Genomic DNA, 24,658 nt, shown 5'->3' with positions numbered 1-24,658 from the left:
TCAATCTAAAAAATGAACGTGTCTTATTGTGTATTAGGTCTATTTTTTAAAAATATGTTACACTCAAAGAAAAATGGAGTTGTAATGCGGGTTATATTATTTTATCTATGTGTCTCACTTTTTTCTTTTTCCTCAGAAATGAATGAAGTAGAAGCACAAAAGGAGATAGCATCTTTAAAGGAGCCTATGTATAAACCATTGGTCGAACGCTATCTATTGGATGAGGTTAGGAATCTGCGTATAGAACAGCAAAGTTTACGTGTGGAGATGCATGAAAAGATCTCACAGGCCCGTTTGGATGTTTCGGATCGTGCTATGAACTATATGACCAGTACAGTGAGTAATATTTTTTTGATCCTTACGGCCATAGCCTCTTTGATCGCGATCTTAGGATGGAAAAGTGTCAGGGATGCCAAAGAGCAGACCAAACTCGTTGTGCAGCAAAAATTGGAAGAGATTACGAAAGAGTATGCAGAAAAACTTGCAAAAATTGAAGCTGAGATGCAGAGCCGTTCTGAAGATATTATGAATAACCAGGAGAGTATAGCCCGATCCAATGCCATACATGCGCTCTGGAGAAGAAGTAACCTTGAAGATAATGTTCAGGCAAAAGTCGAGATCTATGATCAGATCCTGGAAATTGATAAGAATAATGTAGAGGCATTGACCTACAAAGCAGATGCGGTACTGGAATTAGGACAAAAAGAGTGGGCACTGAACTTGTGTAATAAGGCACTGGAATTAGATAGCGGATATGCCTATTCTTATTGGCAGAGAAGTTGTGTGAATGCAGAAATGGGAAATATAGAGAATGCAGTCAGTGACATCATCAAAGCGATCAAAATCTCTCCGGTACTTGCAAATGATATTGATAGTGAAAGCAGTTTTGATACGATCCGTGAAAAAGAGGGGTTTAAAACATTCATCAATGAGCAACTGCCTACACTATTGAGATCAGAGTAATTTGAGAAGCCAGATAGGTTAAGATTCCTTACTCTCACTTTAGTGAAGGGGCTTAATCCACTTCTTTTAAACTTTCCACTATAATTTCATAAATATTCCATATCTAGGTAAAGATGATGATCGATTTAAAATATCTCCAAAACAACTTTGAAGAAGCCAGTGCGAAACTGCAAAAAAAGGGTGTAGATACAGCTACGCTTGAAAACCTTAAAATGCTTTTTGCCTCTCTGAAAGAAGCCAATGCGACATTGGAAGCTTCAAAAGCAGAACAGAACAGTATGTCTAAACTTTTTGGCCAGTATAAGCGTGAAGGCAAAGATATTACGGAACTCAAAGCAAAAGTGGATGCAAATAAAGAAGCGATGATTCCTCTTCAGGAGAAAGCCAGAGAAGCGGAAGAAGCACTTTATAATGTAGCCCTTGCGATGCCTAACTTCCCGGATGACAGTGTGCCAGAAGGTGCTGATGAAGAAGATAATGTAGAACTTCGAAAAGTACTCGAGCCAAAAACATTCTCTTTTGAGCCTAAAGAGCACTGGGCTTTAGCCGAGGCAAATGGATGGATAGACTTCGAGCGTGGGGTTAAACTTGCCAAGAGTCGTTTCTCTGTACTTCGTGGTGAGGCGGCAAGGCTGGAAAGAGCACTGATCAACTTTTTTCTTGATACAAATGCAACTAAAGGGTTTGAAGAGCTTTGTGTACCGTTTATGAATAATGCTGCCATGCTTCAAGGTACAGGACAACTGCCTAAGTTTGAAGATGACCTCTTTAAGATCGAGGAAGAGGATCTTTATCTTATCCCTACAGCCGAAGTGCCTTTGACTAATATGTATCACGATGAGATACTTGCCGAAAAAGATCTGCCTGTACTTATGACAGGTTATACACCATGTTTCAGAAAAGAGGCGGGATCAGCAGGGCGTGATACACGTGGTATGATACGCCAGCATCAGTTCGATAAAGTGGAGATGGTGGCCATTGCGCATCCGGATAAAAGTGATGAAGTATTTGAAATGATGGTTCAAAATGCTTCTGATATACTCACGTCACTTGGACTACCACACAGAGTTGTAGAACTTTGTGGAGGTGATCTAGGTTTCTCTGCCGCAACCACTATAGACTTAGAAGTTTGGCTCCCGGGACAGAATAAATACAGAGAGATCTCTTCTATCTCAAATACAAGAGATTTCCAGGCAAGACGTGCAAAGATCCGTTTTAAAGACGGCAAGAAAAACAGATTTGTCCATACCCTGAATGGCTCAGCACTCGCCGTAGGCCGTACTTTGATTGCGATCATGGAGAATTATCAGAATGAGGATGGTACTATTACTATACCAACTGTTCTTCAAAAATATATGTAGATCAGACTTCTCATCAGTTTAGTAAGTATTTTTATTAAATACCCTATGAATAGGCAGATTGAACTGCCTATTTGCTGCCACAATTCTTGAACCTTTTTCTTTTTTTATCACCTCTCGCGTAAGCCATCAACTTTTTATATTCTTTTTCTGTTATGCTTTTTTTAATTCTCTTCATTGACTATAGTTTCGTCTGATATAGACAATTTTAGAGTAACCAATCTGACATTACTTATACAAAAGAAGAAGTAAAGTACGTATAGCTTCAATGAGTACGTTTTATATTATTTTATAGTAATTGGAAAATTTGATTTTAAAGGGTGTGAAGACATTTATATAAGACATAATCGTAGACATACTATTTAATAGTTATTTGATTTTTTATCATTCTGTGGCAATACTCTGACTTTGTGAGACACACTCAAAAAATGGCTATAAGAGAAAACCTTATAAATTTATAAGGTTTTGAAAATAGGACAATTTGATATACTCTTAATGCTGAAAGTATCGTAATCTTAGAGAAGGGCTGTTATATGAGAGTATTTTTGATTGTTTTATTGTTATCTTTAGGACTGTATGCAACTGAGACGTCTGCTATACAAAATGATACTGAAGAGATTGCTACACCTTATATGATAAGCCAAAGTGGTTGGATATCAAGTGCAGTGTTAATGCCAGATGGAAAGGGATTTTATACCTATCAAAATGGTAAAGTAACCATTTGGCATTTAAACCCTATTAAACCTATTGATTCATTTGAAATTGAAGAAAATGCTCGTTCAAGACAGCCCTTTAGAGAAAGTATTCATATTAGCAGTGATAACAAACGATTGATTTTCCATTCCACAAAGGGTATTCAATTATGGGATCTTGAAAAACGTATTTTAATCAAAAAAATCAAAGGTGAAACAAAATGGTGGCTGGCTTCGAACAGTAAATATGGTTTTGTAACATTGGATTATGATAGTCAACTAACATTATGGGATGATAAAACCCTAACAATGCTAAAACAGAAGAAGTTGCCACGAAATCAAAAGTATGATGGAGAAAATAGAGATCCAAGATACTCTGCAATGAACATGTTGATAGGTGATAATATCCTTTTTGTTAATTATCTTTTTGAAGCTTATTTTTTTGATTTAAAAACTTTAGAAGTAGTAGATACTTTAAACGATAATTCTTTCGAAAGAAATTCCAGACATCAAATGATTGAAAAAGCATGGAATAAAATAAAATCTGAACACATTCAAAAACATGCTTTAGATTTTATAACTATTAGCGAAAGTAGAAAAGTCTATTTTGATAAGTATAAAGCTAAATTTGATCCTGCTATATGGGAAACCTATATGAAACATATTTGGGCTCATAATACATACTCAACTATTTCAACCAGTACAAGTGATAAAGGTTTTACATTAGCTCTTTATAGGTTGGATGACCAAAAAATGTATATTCTTGAGTTATCTAAGTCCAACTTTGAACAAAAAACAGAAGTCTATCGCTTTAAAATTTGGCAACGTAATAATGCATGGTATGTTGAAGATAAAAACCACTACTTCAATGCTTCTAGGAACCCAAGAGAGTTCTTGAAGATGAAAACCAAAGATGGAAAAATTATTCCAATGAACAATGCAACATTTAAAAAATACAATAGACAAATTGACATGGGTATGGGAGTAATAAAACCATAACCTTATAATCTAACATATATTATAGGTTTTCTTTCTTGGATTAGCTCTAATACGCCATTAAAAGCCTACTTAAATCGCTAACTTAACTGCCTATACACTGCCCAAAACCTAAATAATAAAATTTCAAATATAACGCAAAGTATTGTAAACAAATACTGTAAAGCAGTTTACACATAATATATCCGATGGCGTTTGGCTCCCTGGACAAAACAAATACCGCGAGATCTCTTCTATCTCTAACACAAGAGACTTCCAAGCAAGACGTGCAAAGATCCGTATTAAAGATGGCAAGAAAAATAGTTTCGTACACACCTTGAATGGCTCAGCACTTGCGGTAGGACGTACTCTAATTGCTATTATGGAGAACTATCAAAACGAAGATGGAAGCATCACAATCCCTACTGTGCTTCAAAAGTATATGTAAATTGTAATCCTAGTGTTTCTTTTGAGGATTTTTATTAAATACCTATAAATAGGCAGTCTGAACTGCCTATTTACTACCACAATTATTAAACCTTCATTTCCCAATCTTTAACATCACCTTTGAAAAAGAATATTTTAAAGATACAATATTAAACAATGATGTAATATAAAATTTAGAAAAAGATTATAAATTTGCAATTAAAAAATACACTGTCTTTAATGATGAAAATCGGGTTTTTAGCATTATTTCTAACCATATTGTTTTCTTTTATACGCATCTATCAGGTTGAAGATATTAGCATGCATCCTGCATTGATAGATGGTGATTATGTCATTGTTGAAAATATAAGTGCAGGTGTTCAAATACCAAGTTTCTTTGGGTATTTTGATAAACATATATATGAGCATCCACAAGGTATTTCACGTGGTGATATTCTTGTGTTTAAACATCCAATTGATAATCGACTTTACATTAAAAGATGTGTGGCCTTACCTGGTGATAGCGTGATGCAAAAAAATAAAATTTTTTATTTACAAATTGCGACAGATGAAAACCTAACCCGTCAATATGCAAAAAAACACTTACTTAAAACTATACAACTTGATGGTGAAATTTGGATTCAAGCTCCATACGCTACTTACTATACAATCACACATTTTGATAATATAGTAGGACCAAAGTTTCTCTTTACCTATCCAAAAACAAAAATTACAGATAAACACTATTTTATGTTGGGTGATCTACGAGATAACTCTACAGATAGCCGTTTTTTTCATGCAGTAGCATATGATGCAATATATTACAAGTTATGGTTACGCATTGAAGCTTCAAGAAACATTGATAAACTAAGTTCTATCAAGTTTTACAGCCAATGAATATAGTAGAACATTATACTCATTTGTTATATATACGGTCTATTAGCCACTACAATGATTGAACTTTTGATCTCTCCATCACTGCTCGTATAAGTCATTACCGTTATTATTTAAACAGAATGTAACCGTTCCAATATTGTTAATTTGTTTTGGAACAACAGTGACCTTAGGAATAGTACCTATATGGTGTCCATTTTGTGTGACGGTTAAATTGTATGTACCTGACTGGACATGACTCATTTTAAAATTGCCAACTGAACCTGTAATTGCTTCAAAGGAGGAGCCAGGTATGTAGATCCTAACGCCTTCATTTGACCCTAAGACCAAACAGGTATCAATTTGGCCCACTATATCACCTGTATATTTGGGGTCATCATAATTTGAACTAGGTGCATCTGCAATAGTTTGACTACCTACAGCAAGCACGAAAAGTGTTAAAATCAACCCTTTATACAAAACAGACTTCTTCATGATATATTCCTTCCTTGTCACTAACTCTTTATTCCGTATCACAACCTTTATCTAAAATAATATATTTATATAATAATATAAAATAATTAAAAAATCAATCCTCTATAAAATATGGTAAACAGAAGATCTTCGTTCATAGATTAAACGGCTGGATATTTAAGATTAGGATATTCATTGTTCTCGATCATGGGGAATGATCAAAACAAAGATGGGAGTTGTCCCCATCCTTATAGTTTTACAAAAATATATTAAAGTAATATCATTTGATGAATTTTTTCTTGAGGTAGATTCTATGCTTATATAGCCATGTTTTTACATCGAATCTCCAAGATGCATTGCAGTTTCTGAGTCCCATCTTGCAACGTGAAGCACCAGCCAATGTTTGAATTCATCTTCCAGGAACCTTTGTATCTCTTCCGGGTCCCTATGGCTTTCCCAGTTTTTTTGGAGTTTATCGAGCTTCTGTCTCATTGTATCGTGTTCACTTTTATGCATTTGCATAGCATAAAACTTACTCTCTTCCATCATCGCCTCTTCGGTTGAAAAATGATCCTCTACATCAAACTGAACAACTTTAAAGAGCTCATCTATTTTGTCACTCTCTTTGGCTACTACAGCATCATGAAACTCATTAATGATTCTGATCTCTTCTTCGTGTAATATATTCATCATATCATTGGAAACATGTTGTATTTCTTTATCTTTTATGAGCATTATTTATCCTTAGTATATTCTCATATATTTTTTCAAGTTCAAGGCTTTTATACATTGCACTCGCAATCTCATTTTTTTGAAACTTTCAAGAAGACTGAGGGGAAATCCCTCTTTTACGCTTCGTTCTGTTGTTCCATTTTTCTTGCAATATAATCTGCTGTGGGTGCATCTACCGACTTGACATGCATCACGATCCACTCGGGTGTTTTGGCGACAAAGTTGATCATTTTTTTAATATCTCCAAACTCTTTCCACTGTTTTGTTGCATACTGAAGATCCATTAAAAACATATCATGCGCCAGTTTATGCATCTCATAAGATGGAAAGTGATACTCTTGCATTAAACGCTCTTCATTGGCAAAGTGTGCTTTCACATGTTCGATATATTCATCCAGTTTGTTTTCCAGCTCACTTTGTTCTGTAGTACCTCTTTCGTATCCTACGGCCAGCTTTTCGATCTCATTGATAATTTTAATTTCATCCTCATGTGTCTTTTGCATCTGATCGACACTCATATACTCGACCTGTTCAGCATAAATTAATCCCATAGAGGCTCCTTTTTTAATTAATTGTAGTATAGAAGTATTAAAACTGTATTGATAAAAATCAATATGCAGGCTTTTGATTTTTATCTAGGTCTGCGGAGTTGTGATATAATTCACTTCCTATCGGTAATACAAAACCCTGAACGGTCACAAAGTCGATTATCAAACATGGAAGTTTAGAGTGCTTCCGTGTAAGATAAATAAATGTAAGGTGTATGATGGAAAAACGGAATATTACGGAGATACTGAAGCAAATCACTCTCTTTTCTTCATTAAGCGAACAAGAACTCAGTGAACTTGCAACAATGACACACATCTCTGATTATGATAAAGATTCGATCATTTTTACCCAAGGGGAGATGAGTAAAAATGTCATGATATTGATCGATGGAGTCGTGAGTATCTATAAACATGACAGTAAGGGGAATGAGGTAGTGATCGGTTATTTTAACCGGTATGCACTACTCGCTGAGGCAGCTACATTAAGAAAAACTCCCTTACCCTCATCGGCAAGGTTTCAAACAGATGGAGCTATTCTGAAAATTTCACTTGATGGTTTTGAAAGGTTTCTTCTCAGTCATACGAGTCTATCTTATGCCATTATCCAATCACTGCTTGAAAAGATCGAACTCCTCCAACAGAATATACATTTTAACCTTGCGGCAACTTCAAAAGAAAAAGTATTGAATTTTTACCAGAAAAATCCTAAACTGGCTTTAGATCTCAAACAGTACGAGATAGCCTCTATACTTAGTATGACACCTGAAACACTCTCTCGTAATATCTCCAAACTATTGCAGGAAGAAAAACTGATACAGGCTTCAACGGGCTATAAAATACCGTGATCTCTCAATCTTGACATATATCAATACATTTTTTTAATTTTTGATGTATGATGCGATCATTGCTTATATAAGGATAAAAGATGATCAAAAAAAGTATTTTAACCGCAGTCATAATTGGGATAGATATATTATATGCTAGTGGAGTTGATTTGGTCAAGTCAAAATGTGCCACCTGCCATATGCTTGAAAAACCAACAGCCAGTATGATACCTGAATTAAAAGCACCGCCTATGGAGGCTGTGATGTATCATACCAAGCTGGTTATGAATGATCAAGAGACAATGAAAGCTTTTATTGCTGATTATGTGATAAACCCTGAGGCAAAAAAATCAGTGTGTGAGTCAAACAAAGTACAGCAATACGGTGTGATGCCTTCACTTAAAGGGAGTATTTCCCAAGAAGAGCTGTCTAAAATCTCGGATTACCTGATCGAGCATTATCCTTCCAAAGCCTTTGTAGATATGATCAATGAAATTCAAAGAAATGACAAAATGAATGCACTGCAGAACTCTCCATTTCTGATCAACAAGGAAGCGTTGCCTCATATGACAAAACTTCTTATCAAACATTGGGATAAACAGGCTTTGGGACTCAGCAACGAACAGAAAGAGAAACTTCTTGTCATTAGGCATCATACGATAGGAGAGGTCCAAAAAGCAAAACGAAACATTGATACTTTAGAAACAGAACTTATGGAAGCTTTGTTCATGGATGAGGAATCACCCAAAAATTTGGACACTAAAGTAGATGAAGTTGCCAAGCTGAAAGCAGCTGTGACAAAAGTGCATATTCAATGTATCGCTGAAACACTTGAAATACTCGATGATGAGCAAATAAATTATTTACTACCTTTCTGGGAATATAAATAGTTGTTTTAACCTTCAAATTACAGTATCAGTTGGCTGAATCTATATATTGATTCCTAATAATATATTTGAAATAGGATGGTAATGAAAATGAAATATCCCTTATTTTTTGATGAAGTCGACACTATTCAACTTTATGATCCGCTCAGTGATTTTTTAGGAGCATTTGAAGAGGGTAAAGTTGAGATTGGTTATTTGGATTGTGTCAAGCAAGCAGGCCACTCTTGTCCGACTGTTGCAGGCGCATATCTTATGACAATGGTTGGTTTAAAGATGCTCTACGGTACTGAGCTGCCACAACGTGGGAATATCTATGTTGGGATAAAGGGGGAAAGATCAGAAGGCACCATAGGTGTCATAGGCAATATTATTTCCTTTATTGTAGGTGCAAGCGGTGAAGAGGGATTTAAAGGGATACAGGGAAGATTTTCAAGGGATCACTTACTTGCTTATGATCAAAAAATGATGGGAGAAGTCACCCTAAAAAGAATGGATAATGATACGTCTGTTTCTCTAAGTTATGATCCCTCAGTGGTTCCGGGAGATCAAAGATTAAGGCCGTTGATGGGAAAAATACTGCAGGGAAAAGCATCAGATCTGGAAGAAGGTATTTTCAAAGAGTTATGGCAATCAAGAGTGAAAGAAATTTTACTTTCTACAGAGTTAAGCAATAAAATAATTCAAGTCTATTGACCATGTATGATGCTGAATGGTTAAAAATACAATCTTGATATAAATCAATTTTTTAAATCATTTCTTGGGATATACTTCGGAAACTTTATAAACAACAGGAGATAAAATGTCACTTTCACAATCAACGATCACTACGGTCAAAGCTACAGCAGGTGCTGTTTCTCAAAATGCAGAAGCCATTACAACAAAAATGTATGAGATCCTTTTTAGCCAACATCCGGAACTCAAAGAGCTCTTCAAAGATGCAGATCCGGATCAACACAAAAAACTAGCTTCGGCAGTAGGAGCCTATGCAGCAAATATTGATAACCTTGACGTTTTATCTAAAGCGGTTGAGAAGATGGCCCAAAGCCATGTACGTACCCATGTCAAGCCTGAACACTATCCAATGGTGGGTACTGCAATACTTGGTGCAATTAAAGAGGTACTGGGCGATGCTGCTACAGATGAGATCCTTGATGCCTGGAAAGAAGCTTATTTTTTCCTAGCTGATATCCTTATCGCCAGGGAAAAAGAGCTATATGCATCGTAAATAAAGGATTCAAACTGTATAGTTGCTTTCTTGGATTTTTACGGGAAGAATACTCTTCAAAGGAGACGGTGATGCGCCGGCATTTATATGGCTATTTCAACCGAATGCGGGGCTTGGAAGCTCCGCCATCTAGAGCACGTTTGTCACATGTTATGTGGTCTGGTATAGGCGCTTTTCTTGGCATTTACCTTATATCAGTGCTGCATAAATACATGTTTATGAATGCATTAGATACTCTTTTTCTAGTGGGCTCCTTTGGCGCTTCTGCAGTACTGATATATGGTGTTCCACAGGCAGAGTTGTCACAGCCCCGAAATTTAATTGGTGGCCATATCCTTTCCGCATGTATAGGCATCACGGTCTACAAATACGTTCCACTGGAAACTTCAGTCCTAAGTGCCTTGGCCGTCTCTCTATCTATCGTGGTCATGCATTTTACACGTACTTTGCACCCGCCTGGGGGTGCTACGGCGTTAATAGCTGTGATAGGGAGTTCTCAAATCCATGAATTGGGATACAAGTTCGTAATCACACCGATCGCAACAGGTGCTTTCATTTTGTTGATGATCGCACTTGCAGTCAATAATATGTCTAACAATCCAAAGCGGCACTATCCGCGTTACTGGTGGTAAGACTAAAGATCGACGGATCTATGTTCTGGAAAGTAGAATGTATGATCCCTAGCTATTTAATTCTATCGCTTTTTTAACACAAGATTCAAGCGAAGTTGTATCAGAAATGACAGGCGTAATATTTTTCGGGAAGTGATATGCAGTTGTATGCCCTATGGATATGGCTTTAAAACTTTCATCCCAAGATATGTTTTTAAAAAAACATTCAATCGTTGAAGGTGAAGAGAAGATAATGGTTGAATTTTTAGGTAATTTTACTTTTTTATCAAAATGTTTACAAACCGTTTTATATATGATCAATTCGTCACACAGTATGCTATTTGTATTTAAAATATCTGTAATATTCGAGATCACTTTAGAGGCTCTGACATAAAGAAGTTTTTGATGTTTAAATTTCTCTGCTATCTCTAATGCAAACTGCTCCCCATGTTTTTCTTTGCCAACAAACTTTAGATTCCCACCTAAGTGTTTAACTATTTTAGCCGTCTCAGGCGCTATCACATATGCTGGTTTTTTTTTCCAGGTTTTATCCATAGTATCAAGAGCATAAAGTGCATTTTTGGATGTAAAGATCAAAGCATCATAAGAAGACAGATCAATATCTTGTGGGATCGGTTCTATATCAAATACCGGTAAGTTCTTTGCCCATTTAACTTTTTTATCACTCAAGATATAGATAGGCATTCTGATGTTGTTTATGTTTGCGATCATTGATCTGAAGTATCTTTTTATTTTTTTCAATAAAGTATCTGAATCTGCGATCACGATAGATTTATTTTCATCAATAAAAAAGTGGATATGCTTTTTACTGAGTGCATGTGTGACTTTGATCAATTCAGGGTAGGTATACTCACTGGCCCAATTTTTATCCAAAATTAAAAGGTTCTTTTTTTCATCATATGCATAATAGATTAAGTTCAATGGTTCCAGTATGTTCTGTATTTTTTGCATGATTCACATTTCTTTGAAGATCGAATTAGAGTATATGGTACAACTTTTATTTTAACTGTTTGTTAACAGAAGGTTGAGTGTCACGGAAAACCTCCTTAAAAAAGAGAAGTCATTTGAGAACCGTGATGACGTTCCTCTACTTTTCTAGAAAAGTAGAGGAAAAAGCCCGAATATCAATAAAGGGAATAGGACTAGACAGTCTTTGAACTGTCAGCGTAACGAGACTTTAACTTCCCTTCCATGCTCAAGTAAGAATTTAGCGCACCGATATAAGCTCTTGCCGAGGCTAACATGGTGTCTATGTTCAATCCATGTCCTATGATGGCAGGTTCGCCGTTGAATGAGACTTTAACGGTGACATTTGCCAAAGCATCTTTACCCTGACTTACCGACTTTACTTTGTAGTCCATCAATTGACCCTCATAGCCGGAGATTCTGTCAATGGTTTTAAAGACCGCATCGATGGTCCCTTCACCTATACCTGCATCAATGATCTCTGCTTCGCCTTTTCTAATACTTACGGCCGCTGAGGGTACACCATTGGAACAATCCATTAACTGTAAAGAGACCAATTCAAAGACTTTAGGCGCCATTGTCATCTCATCGGTGACCAACGCCCTTAGGTCATCATCATAAATGTCTTTCTTCTTGTCTGCCATGATCTTGAAACGTTCAAAAGAAGCATTTAATGCTTCATCATCTAAAGTAAATCCTAATTTAGCCAATTTGTCTTTAAAGGCTGCACGGCCCGAATGTTTACCTAAGACCAATGTGTCATCCATATCCAATCCGATATCTTCTGGACGTATGATCTCATAAGTCTCTTTATTTTTTAACATACCGTCCTGGTGAATACCGCTCTCATGTGCAAAAGCATTTTTGCCGACGATGGCTTTGTTCGGCTGAGGTTCTATACCTGTAATATTGGCGATCAAACGGCTTGATGGATAGATCTCTTTGGTGTTGATATTGGTTTGATAGTTGGCAAAAACATCTGAACGTGTTTTTAATGCCATGACGATCTCTTCCAGTGCAGCATTTCCTGCTCTTTCACCCAACCCATTGATGGTACACTCTACCTGTCTTGCACCATTGATCACCGCTTCTAAAGAGTTTGCGACACCCAAACCTAAGTCATTGTGATTATGTACGGAGATGATCGCTCTACCCTTGGTGTATTCGCTCATCTCTTTGACCATTGCACCGATCTCAAACGGAAGTCTGAAGCCCACCGTATCGGGTAAGTTGATGGTAGTTGCACCTGCCTCTATGACGGCATCAGAGATCTCTTTCATAAAACCGATATCTGAACGGCCTGCATCCTCACAGGAAAACTCTACGTCATCCACGAATGTACGGGCATACTCAACAGCTCTGACCGCTCTTTTGATCACTTCATCAGGTTTCATCTTAAGCTTATGTTCCATATGGATGCTTGAGGTGGCAATGAATGTATGGATACGTTTCATTTTTGCTTTGGCGATGGCTTCTCCTGCAGCTTTCACATCTGCATCGATTGCTCTGGCCAAAGAACAGACCGTCGAGTTCGTGACTTTTTGTGATATTTTGTCAATAGCATCAAAATCTCCGGGACTTGCTGCGGCAAAACCCGCTTCGATGATGTCTACACCCAAACGCTCCAACTGTACAGCGATCTGGATCTTCTCTTCAGTGTTCATAGAAGCCCCTGGGCTCTGCTCACCGTCTCTTAATGTAGTGTCAAATATTTTTATGGTTTCCATTCTGTTTCTCCTCATAATGCGGCAGCGCTACATTATCATACCTCTCACTAAAGCTACACCTGGCAGTGAGGGTTCAATAGCATACTTTTTTAAAGTACGGGTGTAAATGATTGTCTAATTCTACCTAAATTGTAGTTATTAGAAACTAATTGTTTATTTATTGTGTAAAAAGGGTATGGATCGTTAGACGATTAGAGTGCGAGCAGCAGCAGGAGAGAGCTATCTTTAGTGAAAATAGTATGTTGGTTTATGATAGTTTTCATAATCTCTCCTTTAAATTTTAGAAATTATACAGTATTTAAAAATAAAATACAAGAGATAATAATTATCTCTTAATTTTGATATTTCGTACATTTAATGTCCGTAATGCACGAAGAGGACCATAGAGTGTATATCCTAAGATAATAATGGCAAAGCCTTCTGCCGAAAAAAGATAGAGTAAAGAAGCGGTCAGCATCAGCATGATCATGGTTTTAAATACCATGGGCTTGTCCAGGCTTACCTTCTTAAATGAAGGGTAACGAAAGTTACTTACCATCAGTACGGCAATACCAAGCGTTAGAAAAAGCAATATGATACCGTAATCTTCAAGTGTATATTTATAAAAGAGAAGTATCCACATGGAGACAAAGATGGCTGCAGTAGGAATAGGCAGTCCTATAAATACGTTGGGATCTGTTTTTGCAGTAGAGATGTTAAATCGTGCCAAACGAATTGCACCAAAGATCACATAGAGTGCAGAGACCAGTATGCCAAAACGTCCAAATTCATTACCAATGAAAAAATAGAGTAACATGGCTGGAGCGATACCAAAAGAGATAATGTCTGCTAAAGAGTCAAACTCTACACCAAACTGACTGGTGGTGTTTGTCATACGTGCAATACGGCCATCCAAACCGTCAAAGACAAGTGCCAAAAGGATGAGCCATGAAGCAAGTATTATGTTTCCTTTGCTTGCTTCGACCATACTTATCACTCCTACAAAAATGCTGCTTGCAGTAAACAGATTTGGCAGGATATAGATAAGCTTTGCATTTTTCATTTGTTACTCGTCAGTTTTTTCTTTCTCGGCAGTTTCAGACTCAGCTTTTGCTATTTTATCACCATGGGCCAGACGGCTCTTCATATTATTCTCTTTTTCATAATTCTCTATGATCTCACGTACTTTCTTACCTTCAATCACTTCAACATCCAAAAGTACAGCCGTCATATTTTCTATGGCTTGATGGTAATCAGTTAACGTATTTTTGACATAGGTATAACGTTCATTCAACGTAGACCGGATATAGTTATCCATATCTTCTGCCATTTTCTCACTATAGTCTGTGGATACTGCACCACCGCCAAGGAAAGAGTTTTGGCTACGGGAAAGAACCATGAGCCCTGCCACATCTGTCATCCCATATACAGAGATCATATCTTTTAAAATAGCCGTTGCACGGTCAAGGTCATTCCCCGCACCTGTACTGATTTCACCGATGAAAACTTCTTCAGCCGCACGGCCACCAAGAAGTACATCTATCTCAGCCATAAGCTCATGCTTTTGTTTTAAGAAACGCTCTTCATCCTCAGGAAGGTGCAGGGTATAGCCCAGTGCACCCAGCCCCCTAGGAATGATAGAGACTTTTGTGACACGTGTGGCACCTGGTGTAAGTTCTGCCATCAGTGCATGACCACTTTCATGATAGGCTACGATCTTTTTCTCAACTTCTGAGATCTTTCTATTCTTCTTTTCAAGTCCCACAAATGAACGCTCTATAGATTCTAAAAGATCTTCTTGTTCTATCTCTTTTTTGTTAAATCTTCCGGCTAAAAGCGCAGCTTCGTTGATGATATTCGCTAAATCTGCACCTGCCAAACCAGCTGTCTGTTTTGCAACAATGGTCAAATCAACATTGGCTGCTAGTTTCACATCTTTAGAGTGTACTTTCAAGATAGCCAAACGTCCGTCATAATCAGGTTTGTCCACCAGTACCTGTCTGTCAAAACGTCCTGCTCTAAGAAGGGCTGCATCCAGTGTTTCTGGTCTGTTCGTCGCAGCAAGTACGATCACAGGAGTATTTGTACCAAACCCATCCATTTCTGCCAGGAGCTGGTTGAGTGTCTGTTCTCTCTCATCATTTCCACCCATCTGTCCACCAGATGCACGGCTTTTACCAATGGCATCGATCTCATCAATGAAAATAATAGAGGGTGCTTCTTTTTTTGCCTGGGCAAAAAGATCACGTACACGGCTTGCTCCCACACCCACAAACATTTCAATGAAACTTGAACCACTTACAGAGAAGAAAGGAACGGAGGCTTCACCTGCCACAGCTTTTGCAAGCAACGTTTTACCCGTACCTGGAGGTCCTACTAAAAGTAGACCTTTAGGGATCTTTGCTCCCAGTTCTATATAACGTTCAGGGAATTTAAGGAAATCTACGATCTCTTTTACTTCATCTTTGGCTTCCTCCACTCCCTGTACATCATGAAACTTCGTATCAGGTTTTTCAGAGTTTATCAGCTTGTCGGCTTTACCTGCACCCAGTATACCGCCCCCCATACCTTTAGACATTTTTTTAGCCAAGAAGATCCAAATAGCAAAGAAGATAAGGATAGGCAGCAGTGACCCTAAAAGATCAGAAAGAAATCCACCGCCCATGATACCTTCATAAGTGATATGTTTTTCTTCCAAAAGAGGGATAAGATCTTTGTCATAGGTAGGAACATTTTGTGCAATAAAACGCGTTTTACGTCCATCAATATCAGCGATAGCTTCTACCGTTGTAGGCGTAAGTTTTACAGATGTGATCGTTCCTTTTGCTATTTCACTCTTGATCTCAGAGTATTTTACTGTTTTAGTTTGTGTGACATTGTTGCTGCTGTCGAGCATATTGCCAAGACCGCCACTATCACCCACAAACGATTTAAAGATCATGATGATAACAATAGAAAAGAGTGCAAATGCCAATAACGGGTTATTGTTGAAAAAATTATTATTATTGTTATTATTATCTTGATTATTATTTTGATTAGCCATTTATTTCCTTCTTATATACGAGTGTGACCCACTCATCTTTAAGTATTCTTTGTACTAGTGTAAGTTCTTTAAATGATTCTACTACCAGGTCTTCTTTTTTATCTAAAATACCTGAAAGTATCAACAGTCCATCTTCTTTACAGGCAGATTTTAAATCTTTTGCGATAAATCTGAGTACATCTGCTATGATATTTGCAATGACTATATCATAGGTACCTTCAGCTTTGTCTATAGAGCCTTCCCAGAGTTTGTCGTAGGTTTCTTCGTTGAGTGTGAAGTTCTCTTTACAACTTTCAACAGAGAGAGGGTCCGTGTCACAAAGTTCTACATTTGCACCCAGTTTCTTACATGCAAGACCCAAAATACCAGAACCACAACCGACATCTATAACAGATTTACCGGCATCGACATAAGTGCTGATAGCCTCCAAACATGAAAATGTCGTGGCATGGTGTCCTGAACCAAAAGCAAGTGCAGGGTCTATTTTGATATTGATACACTCTTCTTTAGGCGCATACCAGCTTGGGAAGATATAGAATTTACCAGCTTCTATAGGTTGGATAGAGTCTTGATAGGTTTTTATCCAGTCTATATTTTCTTTCTCTTCGAGTGTATAGTCCATTTTGATGGCATTACTTAAAGTACCGGCTAATGATACAAGTGCATCTTTAACGAAAGTTAAATCAGATTCACTTCGTACGATGATCTTTCCTGTACCGAGTTCCAGTCCTTCACCATAAATATTGGCAATGAAGTCTGCGATAAAATCTACATAAGTATCATCAAGTGTGATGGTCAGTTCATAATATTTATCTTGCATTAGCGACCTTAAATGCTTCTTCCAAGTCAAGTGTACCTTCGTAGAAAGCTTTACCTACGATCGTACCATCGATACCTGCCTCTATAAGTGCATTGATATCTGTCATATCTTTTAATCCGCCAGAAGCGATCGTTTCAAGGCCTGAAGCCTTTTGAATTTCCAGTGTAAAATCTACATTGACCCCTGTCATCATTCCGTCACGGCCTACATCAGTACAGATGATCGCTTGTACACCTGCGTTGGCAAATTCTCGTGCGAGGTCAGTGGCTTTCATATCACTCACCTCTGCCCAGCCTTCCACAGCGACCATGCCGTCTATGGCATCAATGCCCACAACGATTGGGTATTTGGCTGCCATATCTTTTACAAACTGAGGGTTTTTGACTGCTACTGAACCCAATATGAGTCTGTCAACCCCCAAGTCAAGGTACATCTTGATAGTCTCTTCATCACGGATACCTCCACCCAGTTCAAGTTTAAGGTTACAGTGTTCACGGATTTGTCTGATCTGTTCCAAGTTCTCAGGCTTACCTGCAAAAGCACCGTTAAGGTCAACAAGGTGCACCCACTCACTCCCAAGCTCTTCAAAACGTTTGGCCACTTGCCAAGGTTCATCCGAGTAGATCTTTGCAGATTCCATGAGCCCTTTGCTTAGTCTTACTGCTTTACCGTCTTTAAGGTCTATTGCTGGTAGTATTGTCATCTGTTCTTTTCCTATAGTTTTGTAAAATTTTCTATGATCTTCAAACCATTCTCATGGCTTTTTTCAGGGTGTGGCTGGATACCGTAAATGTTCCCATTTTGTACGGCCGATACAAACTCATACCCATAGTGTGTTTTTCCTATGACGTACTGATCATCACATACAGCATGGAATGAGTGGACAAAGTAGAGATAGAAGTCTTTGTTCAGTCCTGCAAAGATAGCCGTCTCTTTTTGTTGAAAGAGTTCATTCCAACCCATATGCGGTACTTTGAGGTGATGGTCAAATTTCTTTTCATCAAAAGCAACGACTTTGCCGGGAATCAGTCCCAAACCTTGTGTCTGTCCAAACTCTTCAGAACTTTCAAAAAGCAATTGCATCCCAAGGCAGATACCTAAAAGCGGTTTGCCTGATGCAGCAAAATCAATGACCGCTTTATCCATACCGTTTGCTTTGAGGTGTTCCATAGCATCACCATAGGCACCTACCCCAGGCAGGATGAGTTTATCATACTGGCCAAGTTTGGAAGGGTCACTCTCCAGAGTGGCATCTGCACCGACCTTAGCAAATGCATTAATGACAGAGGCCAGGTTCCCCATGTTGTAATCGACGATTCCTATCACGATCGTATTCCTTTGATACTCTTATAAATTACTGTGATTATAGCAAATTAAATTGAAAGCAGGTGTTTGGGGTCTTTATCCTTTAGGCTATTTGGGTAAAATTACATATCATATTTGCAGACAGGATAGGAATGAGAGAAAAAATTGAGTATGCGTTTGTAAGACTATTTTTGTGGTTGGCAAAGATAGCACCTACATCATTTATTTATATGATGATGAAAGCGCTTACCCTTCTTGTCTATCATGTCGATAAAAAAAGACGCCATCTTACTATCACTAATCTTGCCATGGCCTTTCCTGAGAAAACACCTCAAGAGATAGTGATCCTCTCTAAAGAAGTGTACAGGGAACTCTCTAAAACCATTACTGAAATTTTGTTGATGTTCACGGGAAAATTCGATATCGACAATGCGATCAAAAACAGAGAAGAAGTCAAAGAGAAATTACAAGAATTGGCACAAAACAGTCCACATGGTATCGTCTTTATGACGGCACATTTCTCCAACTGGGAACTCATGGCACACTTTATTGCAAAAAACGGACTCCCTATGATCGTCATAGGTCGCAAGGGGAACAACAGACTGATAGAATCCAACATTACCACACCGTTTCGTGAAAAATACGGTAATAGTGCTGCAAGTAAAGATAAAGCAATGCTTTCAATGATGAAAAAGCTGAAAGCGAAGGGGAATGTAGGACTGCTTATAGATCAGAAATCGGGTGGTTCACACAGTGCCAAGATAGACTTCTTTGGAAAACCTGCGGAGACCACGCTTTCTGTTGCTTCACTGAAATTGAAGCTTGATCCCTTGATCGTGCCTGTTTTTGTGGTGAGAGGTAGTGACGGGTTGTATGAGTTGGTGATCAATGCACCCGTTGAGTATGTGGCAGATGAGATAGAAGATCAGCAGAAAAAGCTTGAAGCGATGACTTTGAAATACAATCAAGCCATAGAAGATGTCGTTAGAAAGTATCCTTCACAATGGTTCTGGATGCATAACAGGTGGCGGCTGTGAGTAGAGTACTTATACTCAGTGATGGTCGTCCTGGACATCTGAATCAGTCGCTAGCTTTTGTGAAGTATTTGAATGTATCTTATGATGTTGTATCGGTCACATTTAAACATCAATGGTTTAAAGCACTGAGCTATATATTTGATAAAGTAGGAATATACAGTGAAAAACTGTTCGATATACAGTTAGATAAAACATATGATATGGTCGTGGGGACAGGCTCCAGCACATCCTATGCAACGAAAGTGCTGGCTAAAAAAATGCATGCAAAATCTGTAGCGATGATGCTGCCTCGAGGATATCGTTATGATTTTGATACCATCTTCGCCCAAAGCCATGACAATCCGCCTAAACAGAAGAACATTATAGAGATACCTGCAAATTTTTCTTATGTGAAGCCTAAAGGACTTTATAAGGCACAAAAAAAGTCTATAGGTATCGTGATAGGCGGGGACAATAAAAGTTTTACTATGTCGAAAGAAGAACTACAGGCACAATTAGACACGATAGTTGAAGCATACAGAGAGTATGAGGTTGCTATCACCACATCTCCTAGGACCAGTAAAGAGATAGAAGATCTGATAGAGTCATATGCTTTTGATTATGAAGTGATCTTCTCTAAAAACCCCATTAATCCGATCCCTGATTTTTTGGAACAGTGTGAAACGGTCTTTATCACGGGGGACAGCACCTCAATGATCTCAGAAGCGGTTTCCTATGGTATGTCAAATGTGGTTGTTTTGCCTTTAGAGAGTCAGGGAGATAATAAATTCACTCGATTCATAGATACGTTGGAAAAAGAAGGGTATCTGCATATTTTTGATGGCACTATAAAACATCATAATAAAAAAATAGATTTTAAGACATACCTTGAAGAGGTAAGTCTATGAAGATAGTACAGTTATTGCCTGAACTGAATGAAGGCGGTGTAGAACGCGGTACTGTAGAGTTGAGCCGTGAGTTGGTGAAATTGGGGCATGAGAGTATCGTGATCAGTGCAGGGGGAAAACTGGAAGAACAGATCACAAAAGAGGGCGGGATACATATCACTTTTGATGTCTGTTCCAAAAATCCTTTGACTGCTCCTTTACGTATAGTGAAATTACAAAAAATCTTGAGCGAATTAAAGCCTGATATCCTTCATGCAAGAAGCAGAGTCCCTGCATGGCTTACTTACCTGGCAAATAAAAAGCTACATATCCCTTTTGTTACCACAGTGCATGGATTTAACAGTGTGAGCCCTTACAGTGCCATTATGGCAAAAGGAGATAGGGTGATCTGTGTGAGCGGTGCCATCAAAGCGTATATCCAAGAGCATTATCACACAGAAGAGAAGAAGATCACCGTAATACCACGAGGCATAGACTTAGAAAAATTCAATCCTCAAAATCTTGATCAATCATTTATCGAAGATTTCAAAAAAGAGTATCATCTAGAAGAGAGACAAATTGTCACAACCGTAGGTCGTATTACACAACTTAAAGACCATCAGACCTTTATCCGTGCTATTGCTTTATTGAAAAAAAATGATCCAAACATTGTAGGCTTGATCGTTGGTGGAGTACGAGAAGACAAACAGGAGTATTTTCACTCCTTAGAAGGATTGGTGAAAGAATTAGGTTTAGAGGATAATATTATTTTTACCGGTTCACAAAGTAGAGTAGCTGAGATCTATGCTTTAAGTGATGTAGTGGTGAGCAGTTCTAAAAAACCAGAGAGTTTTGGAAGAAGTGTTGCTGAAGCATTGGCTCTTAACACACCTGTAGTGGCGACAAGTCATGGAGGAGTGTTGGATATTATCGTTGAAGGTGAAAATGGGTTCTTTTATCCTGTAGGTGAGAGTGAAGTATTGACTGAAAAGATTTTAAAGTCAAAGGGATTAAAGTTCGATGGATATAATTATGTAACTTATAATTTTTCCTTGAAGAATATGGTAGAGAAGACTATTGCAGTATATGAAGGCTTATTAAAACGATGAAAATATTAATGGTTAGTTTGGATTATCCTCCTACAGTAGGAGGTATTACTGCACATGTCTATGAGCTTTCACAAGCTTTAAAAAATATAGGATGTGATGTCACTGTTGCTACTAAATTTCTTGATAAAGATCAAAAAGCGTTTGAAACGGTAGATGGCATTGATATTTATAGATTCGATTTAAAATATATTGGGTTTACCTACGGATATCAGATCAATAAATTTTTAAAAAAACTGGTAAAAGAAAACCATTTTGATATCATACATATACATGGGATGAGGCCATTAGAATTTTACAATATAAAAGATATTCCTCTTGTGTACACAAACCATACTTCCGGTTATTTGAAAAGAATTAAAAAAGGCGGATATAGAATCCCTCTATTAAAAAGACTGTTCAGTAAACCCAAATTATTTTTGGCACCAAGTGAAGAACTTCTTGAAGTTCCATTCTCTTTTGAGGCAAAAAAAGTTTTTATTTCAAATGGTGTGATCTCTTCTAAATTTACAAGAAATGAAGAAATTCGAAAAAAATTAAGAACAGAATTATCCATTAAAGATGATGAAAAACTAGCGATCATGACTCGAAGAATGGTTTGGAAAAATGGAATTAACTATCTTGCTCTTGCGACTAAATATATAAAAAATGATAAATTAAAACTACTGTTTATTGGTGATGGTGAACAGTTTCAAGAAGTAAAAAATATTTTAGAAGAAAATTTTAAAGATAGATTTATTCTTTTGGGTTCAAAAAAACATCATGAAATAATCGACTATTATAGTGCTTCTGATCTGTCCATTTTACCATCCTTAATGGAGGCTACAAGTATCAGTGGGCTGGAAGCAATGGCTGCATCGTTGCCTTTAGTTGGTACAAAAGTCGGTGGAATACCTGTTTTAATAAAAGATGGCATTAATGGGTATCTTTGTGAACCGGCGAATCCTAAAGATCTGGCTGAAAAAATTGATAAGATTTTAGAAGAGGATCTTATAAAAATGGGTAAAAATTCCAAGAAGTTTGTTGAAGAAAAGTTTGATTGGATTCAAATAGCCAACAAGACATTGAATGAATACAAAGAGCTATTAAAATGAAAAAAGTACTTTTAGTATTCGGCACAAGACCAGAAGCCATAAAAATGGCGCCTTTAGTAAAAGCATTTGAAAAAGAGGCTTCAATTTTATCCAAAGTATGTGTAACTGCACAACATAGAGAGATGTTAGATCAAGTGCTTGAAATGTTTGATATCAAGCCTGACTATGATTTAAATATTATGAAACCAGGACAAGACTTATTTGATGTAACATCCAATGTGCTATTAGGTATGAAAGAGGTATTGGCTGATTTCAATCCTGATATTGTCTTGGTTCATGGAGATACGACAACTACAAGTGCCAGTTCTCTTGCAGCTTTTTATCATAAAATAAAAGTAGGGCATGTAGAAGCGGGTTTAAGAACGGGTAATATATACAGCCCTTGGCCTGAAGAAGCCAATAGACAGATAACAGGTGTCTTAGCAAACTACCATTTCGCCCCAACTACTACAAGTGAAGATAATCTTCTTAAAGAGAATAAGAACAAAGACAATATTTTAGTAACCGGTAATACAGTCATCGATGCACTATTTTTAGCTTTAGATAAAATAGAAAATACTCCTCAACTAAAAAATAAGATCATTGCATCTATCAATTCTCAGTATCAATTTAATGGTACTAAGAAATTGATACTTGTAACCGGTCACAGAAGAGAAAACTTTGGACAAGGATTTATCAATATCTGCGAAGCACTAAAAACATTAGCGTTAAATAATCCAGATGTTGATATCGTTTACCCGGTTCATCTCAATCCAAATGTTCAAAAACCTGTGAAAGAGATACTATCTGATGTATCAAATGTATTTTTGATAGAACCACTACAGTATGAAAACTTTATCTATATGATGAATAAATCATACTTTATTATCACAGACTCTGGTGGAGTTCAGGAAGAAGCTCCCAGTTTGGGAAAACCGGTACTTGTAATGAGAGATACTACTGAACGGCCAGAAGCCGTTGAAGCAGGCACAGTGAAACTGGTAGGAACACATTCGCAAACTATCATAGATGAAGCCCAGAAGCTTTTAGATGATGAAAAGGAATATGAGAGAATGAGTAAGGCGCATAATCCTTATGGTGATGGTAAAGCGTGTGAGAGAATCGTAGACTTTATAAAAAGGCAGTATATATGAAAAGTCTAAAGGTAGTACATTGTGCAAATTTTAGTGAATCAAAAAACGGTGCAGTATTTTATGCTATTGATAGGAAAATTTCAAATGGATTAATTAGAAATGGTCATTTTGTATATGATTTTAGTTATAGAGAAGTGGCTAAATCTTTAGCATTTTTTAAAAGTAAAAAACTTGGTGCAAAAAAAATGAATCTAGCTTTGATGAAAGTGATTGAAAATATCAAACCTGATATTCTCCTTTTAGGACATTCTGAAATTGTTTTCAATGATACTTTGGATCAGGTAAAAAGAATTTATCCTAATATGAAAATTGCAATGTGGTGGGTTGATCCATTTGAGAATATTGACCATATCCATGATAGAATAAAATATCTTGATGCTTTTTTTGCAACAACAGATCCTTTATATTTTGATAAACTATTTAAAACAAAAACAAGTTTTTTTTATATCCCAAACTTATGTGACAACTCTATTGAAGTACAGAAATCTTTTGAAAATAAAGACCATAAATATGATTTGATTTTTATAGGGAGAGATGATGAAAATAGAAGAGAGTTCATTCAAAAACTTAATGGTTTAAAAAATATTAATTATAAACATTTTGGTTCTAGTCGTGATACATTAGTTTTAGGGAATGACTTTTTAGAATTGCTTTTTCAGTCAAAAATGGCTGTTAACTATAGTCGTTTTAACGATATATCATTATATTCATCTGATAGAATTGTTCAATTAACTGGACAAGGTGTATTGGTATTTACACCAAGGATTCCAAACTTTGAGAAATTGTTTACTGATGAAGAAGTCGTTTATTTTGATAATTTTAATGACTTGGAACAAAAAGTGAGTTATTATTTAAAGCATGAAGATGAAAGGGTTAAAGTTGCGCGGGCTGGTCATAAAAAAGCGCATGAAATATTTAATGAAAAAGTAGTAACACTTCATATGCTAGAAAAAATTTATAATTGAGATTTGCA

Annotated in this window: 25 protein-coding genes and 1 pseudogene; 16 read left to right on the top strand and 10 right to left on the bottom strand. The window is 37.0% G+C overall.

Features of this window, described 5'->3' with window-relative positions; all coding sequences use genetic code 11:
* Positions 1 to 84: 84 nt before the first annotated feature.
* From PF327_RS01950 to lepB, 5 genes and pseudogenes are all read left to right on the top strand, one after another.
* Complete coding sequence (locus PF327_RS01950; protein WP_289401102.1) at positions 85 to 963, top strand: tetratricopeptide repeat protein; 879 nt, start codon at positions 85 to 87, stop codon at positions 961 to 963.
* Positions 964 to 1,079: 116 nt separating this feature from the next.
* On the top strand, positions 1,080 to 2,324 hold the full coding sequence (serS, locus tag PF327_RS01945) for a serine--tRNA ligase (protein ID WP_289401101.1): 1,245 nt from the start codon (positions 1,080 to 1,082) through the stop codon (positions 2,322 to 2,324).
* Positions 2,325 to 2,854: 530 nt separating this feature from the next.
* Positions 2,855 to 4,012 carry a WD40 repeat domain-containing protein gene (locus PF327_RS01940; RefSeq protein WP_289401100.1) on the top strand — a complete coding sequence of 386 codons (1,158 nt, stop codon included), beginning with the start codon at positions 2,855 to 2,857 and terminating at the stop codon, positions 4,010 to 4,012.
* Between the two features lie 190 nt (positions 4,013 to 4,202).
* Positions 4,203 to 4,436, top strand: a pseudogene (locus PF327_RS01935) (aminoacyl--tRNA ligase-related protein); the annotation flags it as partial.
* Between the two features lie 191 nt (positions 4,437 to 4,627).
* Positions 4,628 to 5,311 carry a signal peptidase I gene (gene lepB, locus PF327_RS01930; RefSeq protein ID WP_289401099.1) on the top strand — a complete coding sequence of 228 codons (684 nt, stop codon included), beginning with the start codon at positions 4,628 to 4,630 and terminating at the stop codon, positions 5,309 to 5,311.
* 78 nt (positions 5,312 to 5,389) lie between these two features.
* Here lepB and PF327_RS01925 read toward each other — a convergent pair whose 3' ends face one another.
* The 3 genes from PF327_RS01925 to PF327_RS01915 all read right to left on the bottom strand — a co-directional run bounded on the left by PF327_RS01925 (position 5,390) and on the right by PF327_RS01915 (position 7,044).
* Positions 5,390 to 5,782 (bottom strand): carboxypeptidase-like regulatory domain-containing protein, encoded by a 393-nt coding sequence (locus PF327_RS01925; RefSeq protein ID WP_289401098.1) that lies wholly within the window; start codon positions 5,780 to 5,782, stop codon positions 5,390 to 5,392.
* A 312-nt stretch (positions 5,783 to 6,094) separates the two neighbouring features.
* A complete protein-coding gene (locus PF327_RS01920) occupies positions 6,095 to 6,496 on the bottom strand; it encodes a bacteriohemerythrin (RefSeq protein WP_289401097.1) in 402 nt (133 codons plus the stop codon).
* A 113-nt stretch (positions 6,497 to 6,609) separates the two neighbouring features.
* Entirely contained in the window at positions 6,610 to 7,044 is a 435-nt protein-coding gene (locus PF327_RS01915) for a bacteriohemerythrin (protein ID WP_289401096.1), read from the bottom strand.
* Positions 7,045 to 7,259: 215 nt separating this feature from the next.
* Between PF327_RS01915 and PF327_RS01910 the strand changes: the two genes are divergently transcribed.
* The 5 genes from PF327_RS01910 (at position 7,260) to PF327_RS01890 (ending at position 10,609) form a co-directional block, all read left to right on the top strand.
* Complete coding sequence (locus PF327_RS01910) at positions 7,260 to 7,886, top strand: Crp/Fnr family transcriptional regulator (RefSeq protein ID WP_289401095.1); 627 nt, start codon at positions 7,260 to 7,262, stop codon at positions 7,884 to 7,886.
* 80 nt (positions 7,887 to 7,966) lie between these two features.
* Positions 7,967 to 8,755 (top strand): c-type cytochrome, encoded by a 789-nt coding sequence (locus PF327_RS01905; protein WP_289401094.1) that lies wholly within the window; start codon positions 7,967 to 7,969, stop codon positions 8,753 to 8,755.
* Positions 8,756 to 8,836: 81 nt separating this feature from the next.
* Positions 8,837 to 9,445 (top strand): hypothetical protein, encoded by a 609-nt coding sequence (locus tag PF327_RS01900; RefSeq protein WP_353049132.1) that lies wholly within the window; start codon positions 8,837 to 8,839, stop codon positions 9,443 to 9,445.
* A gap of 106 nt (positions 9,446 to 9,551) precedes the next feature.
* Entirely contained in the window at positions 9,552 to 9,977 is a 426-nt protein-coding gene (locus PF327_RS01895; protein ID WP_289401093.1) for a globin domain-containing protein, read from the top strand.
* Positions 9,978 to 10,048: 71 nt separating this feature from the next.
* Complete coding sequence (locus PF327_RS01890; RefSeq protein ID WP_289401092.1) at positions 10,049 to 10,609, top strand: HPP family protein; 561 nt, start codon at positions 10,049 to 10,051, stop codon at positions 10,607 to 10,609.
* A gap of 48 nt (positions 10,610 to 10,657) precedes the next feature.
* On the opposite strand, the gene PF327_RS01885 is transcribed toward PF327_RS01890, so the two are convergent.
* The 7 genes from PF327_RS01885 to hisH all read right to left on the bottom strand — a co-directional run bounded on the left by PF327_RS01885 (position 10,658) and on the right by hisH (position 18,470).
* Positions 10,658 to 11,560 (bottom strand): uroporphyrinogen-III synthase, encoded by a 903-nt coding sequence (locus PF327_RS01885; RefSeq protein WP_289401091.1) that lies wholly within the window; start codon positions 11,558 to 11,560, stop codon positions 10,658 to 10,660.
* A gap of 191 nt (positions 11,561 to 11,751) precedes the next feature.
* On the bottom strand, positions 11,752 to 13,302 hold the full coding sequence (locus PF327_RS01880; RefSeq protein WP_434481327.1) for a 2-isopropylmalate synthase: 1,551 nt from the start codon (positions 13,300 to 13,302) through the stop codon (positions 11,752 to 11,754).
* A gap of 325 nt (positions 13,303 to 13,627) precedes the next feature.
* The gene (gene pssA / locus PF327_RS01875; protein ID WP_008244275.1) at positions 13,628 to 14,344 is read right to left on the bottom strand and encodes a CDP-diacylglycerol--serine O-phosphatidyltransferase; all 717 of its coding nucleotides are present in this window, start codon (positions 14,342 to 14,344) and stop codon (positions 13,628 to 13,630) included.
* 3 nt (positions 14,345 to 14,347) lie between these two features.
* Complete coding sequence (gene ftsH, locus PF327_RS01870; protein ID WP_289401089.1) at positions 14,348 to 16,324, bottom strand: ATP-dependent zinc metalloprotease FtsH; 1,977 nt, start codon at positions 16,322 to 16,324, stop codon at positions 14,348 to 14,350.
* The gene (locus PF327_RS01865; RefSeq protein WP_289401088.1) at positions 16,317 to 17,144 is read right to left on the bottom strand and encodes a 50S ribosomal protein L11 methyltransferase; all 828 of its coding nucleotides are present in this window, start codon (positions 17,142 to 17,144) and stop codon (positions 16,317 to 16,319) included. The genes ftsH and PF327_RS01865 overlap by 8 nt, the downstream gene beginning before the upstream one ends.
* Positions 17,134 to 17,847, bottom strand: a complete 714-nt coding sequence (gene hisA, locus PF327_RS01860; protein ID WP_008244268.1) for a 1-(5-phosphoribosyl)-5-[(5-phosphoribosylamino)methylideneamino]imidazole-4-carboxamide isomerase — start codon at positions 17,845 to 17,847, stop codon at positions 17,134 to 17,136. Before hisA ends, PF327_RS01865 begins: the two co-directional genes overlap by 11 nt.
* An 11-nt stretch (positions 17,848 to 17,858) precedes the next feature.
* The gene (gene hisH, locus PF327_RS01855) at positions 17,859 to 18,470 is read right to left on the bottom strand and encodes an imidazole glycerol phosphate synthase subunit HisH (RefSeq protein ID WP_008244267.1); all 612 of its coding nucleotides are present in this window, start codon (positions 18,468 to 18,470) and stop codon (positions 17,859 to 17,861) included.
* Between the two features lie 131 nt (positions 18,471 to 18,601).
* Here hisH and PF327_RS01850 point away from each other — a divergent pair, with 131 nt between their 5' ends.
* Genes PF327_RS01850 through PF327_RS01825 form a run of 6 tightly spaced genes read left to right on the top strand, consistent with a single transcriptional unit; the run spans position 18,602 to position 24,650 of the window.
* Positions 18,602 to 19,486 carry a lysophospholipid acyltransferase family protein gene (locus PF327_RS01850; RefSeq protein ID WP_289401087.1) on the top strand — a complete coding sequence of 295 codons (885 nt, stop codon included), beginning with the start codon at positions 18,602 to 18,604 and terminating at the stop codon, positions 19,484 to 19,486.
* On the top strand, positions 19,483 to 20,373 hold the full coding sequence (locus tag PF327_RS01845; protein ID WP_289401086.1) for an ELM1/GtrOC1 family putative glycosyltransferase: 891 nt from the start codon (positions 19,483 to 19,485) through the stop codon (positions 20,371 to 20,373). The genes PF327_RS01850 and PF327_RS01845 overlap by 4 nt, the downstream gene beginning before the upstream one ends.
* Positions 20,370 to 21,461: a glycosyltransferase family 4 protein gene (locus PF327_RS01840; protein ID WP_289401085.1), complete on the top strand. Its 1,092-nt coding sequence runs from the start codon at positions 20,370 to 20,372 to the stop codon at positions 21,459 to 21,461. Before PF327_RS01845 ends, PF327_RS01840 begins: the two co-directional genes overlap by 4 nt.
* Entirely contained in the window at positions 21,458 to 22,552 is a 1,095-nt protein-coding gene (locus PF327_RS01835) for a glycosyltransferase family 4 protein (RefSeq protein ID WP_289401084.1), read from the top strand. Before PF327_RS01840 ends, PF327_RS01835 begins: the two co-directional genes overlap by 4 nt.
* Positions 22,549 to 23,685 (top strand): non-hydrolyzing UDP-N-acetylglucosamine 2-epimerase, encoded by a 1,137-nt coding sequence (wecB, locus tag PF327_RS01830; protein ID WP_289401083.1) that lies wholly within the window; start codon positions 22,549 to 22,551, stop codon positions 23,683 to 23,685. Before PF327_RS01835 ends, wecB begins: the two co-directional genes overlap by 4 nt.
* Positions 23,682 to 24,650 carry a glycosyltransferase family protein gene (locus PF327_RS01825; protein ID WP_289401082.1) on the top strand — a complete coding sequence of 323 codons (969 nt, stop codon included), beginning with the start codon at positions 23,682 to 23,684 and terminating at the stop codon, positions 24,648 to 24,650. The genes wecB and PF327_RS01825 overlap by 4 nt, the downstream gene beginning before the upstream one ends.
* The last annotated feature ends 8 nt before the right edge of the window (positions 24,651 to 24,658 follow it).

The organism is Sulfurovum xiamenensis (assembly GCF_030347995.1).
In the GTDB taxonomy this organism is placed as follows: domain Bacteria; phylum Campylobacterota; class Campylobacteria; order Campylobacterales; family Sulfurovaceae; genus Sulfurovum; species Sulfurovum xiamenensis.
Note: the sequence above shows the minus strand (reverse complement) of the source record. Positions and strands in the feature narration are given on the sequence as shown.

Bases quoted from the DNA above. Each gene is read 5' to 3' on its own strand.
- PF327_RS01920 (WP_289401097.1), bottom strand. From the start codon at position 6,496: ATGCTCATAAAAGATAAAGAAATACAACATGTTTCCAATGATATGATG.
- PF327_RS01880 (WP_434481327.1), bottom strand. From the start codon at position 13,302: ATGGAAACCATAAAAATATTTGACACTACATTAAGAGACGGTGAGCAG.
- PF327_RS01925 (WP_289401098.1), bottom strand. From the start codon at position 5,782: ATGAAGAAGTCTGTTTTGTATAAAGGGTTGATTTTAACACTTTTCGTG.
- PF327_RS01940 (WP_289401100.1), top strand. From the start codon at position 2,855: ATGAGAGTATTTTTGATTGTTTTATTGTTATCTTTAGGACTGTATGCA.
- PF327_RS01910 (WP_289401095.1), top strand. From the start codon at position 7,260: ATGGAAAAACGGAATATTACGGAGATACTGAAGCAAATCACTCTCTTT.
- serS (WP_289401101.1), top strand. From the start codon at position 1,080: ATGATCGATTTAAAATATCTCCAAAACAACTTTGAAGAAGCCAGTGCG.
- PF327_RS01885 (WP_289401091.1), bottom strand. From the start codon at position 11,560: ATGCAAAAAATACAGAACATACTGGAACCATTGAACTTAATCTATTAT.
- PF327_RS01865 (WP_289401088.1), bottom strand. From the start codon at position 17,144: ATGCAAGATAAATATTATGAACTGACCATCACACTTGATGATACTTAT.
- pssA (WP_008244275.1), bottom strand. From the start codon at position 14,344: ATGAAAAATGCAAAGCTTATCTATATCCTGCCAAATCTGTTTACTGCA.
- PF327_RS01950 (WP_289401102.1), top strand. From the start codon at position 85: ATGCGGGTTATATTATTTTATCTATGTGTCTCACTTTTTTCTTTTTCC.
- PF327_RS01825 (WP_289401082.1), top strand. From the start codon at position 23,682: ATGAAAAGTCTAAAGGTAGTACATTGTGCAAATTTTAGTGAATCAAAA.
- PF327_RS01900 (WP_353049132.1), top strand. From the start codon at position 8,837: ATGAAAATGAAATATCCCTTATTTTTTGATGAAGTCGACACTATTCAA.
- hisA (WP_008244268.1), bottom strand. From the start codon at position 17,847: ATGACAATACTACCAGCAATAGACCTTAAAGACGGTAAAGCAGTAAGA.
- PF327_RS01895 (WP_289401093.1), top strand. From the start codon at position 9,552: ATGTCACTTTCACAATCAACGATCACTACGGTCAAAGCTACAGCAGGT.
- PF327_RS01835 (WP_289401084.1), top strand. From the start codon at position 21,458: ATGAAAATATTAATGGTTAGTTTGGATTATCCTCCTACAGTAGGAGGT.
- PF327_RS01850 (WP_289401087.1), top strand. From the start codon at position 18,602: ATGAGAGAAAAAATTGAGTATGCGTTTGTAAGACTATTTTTGTGGTTG.
- PF327_RS01840 (WP_289401085.1), top strand. From the start codon at position 20,370: ATGAAGATAGTACAGTTATTGCCTGAACTGAATGAAGGCGGTGTAGAA.
- PF327_RS01890 (WP_289401092.1), top strand. From the start codon at position 10,049: ATGCGCCGGCATTTATATGGCTATTTCAACCGAATGCGGGGCTTGGAA.
- wecB (WP_289401083.1), top strand. From the start codon at position 22,549: ATGAAAAAAGTACTTTTAGTATTCGGCACAAGACCAGAAGCCATAAAA.
- ftsH (WP_289401089.1), bottom strand. From the start codon at position 16,324: ATGGCTAATCAAAATAATAATCAAGATAATAATAACAATAATAATAAT.
- PF327_RS01905 (WP_289401094.1), top strand. From the start codon at position 7,967: ATGATCAAAAAAAGTATTTTAACCGCAGTCATAATTGGGATAGATATA.
- PF327_RS01915 (WP_289401096.1), bottom strand. From the start codon at position 7,044: ATGGGATTAATTTATGCTGAACAGGTCGAGTATATGAGTGTCGATCAG.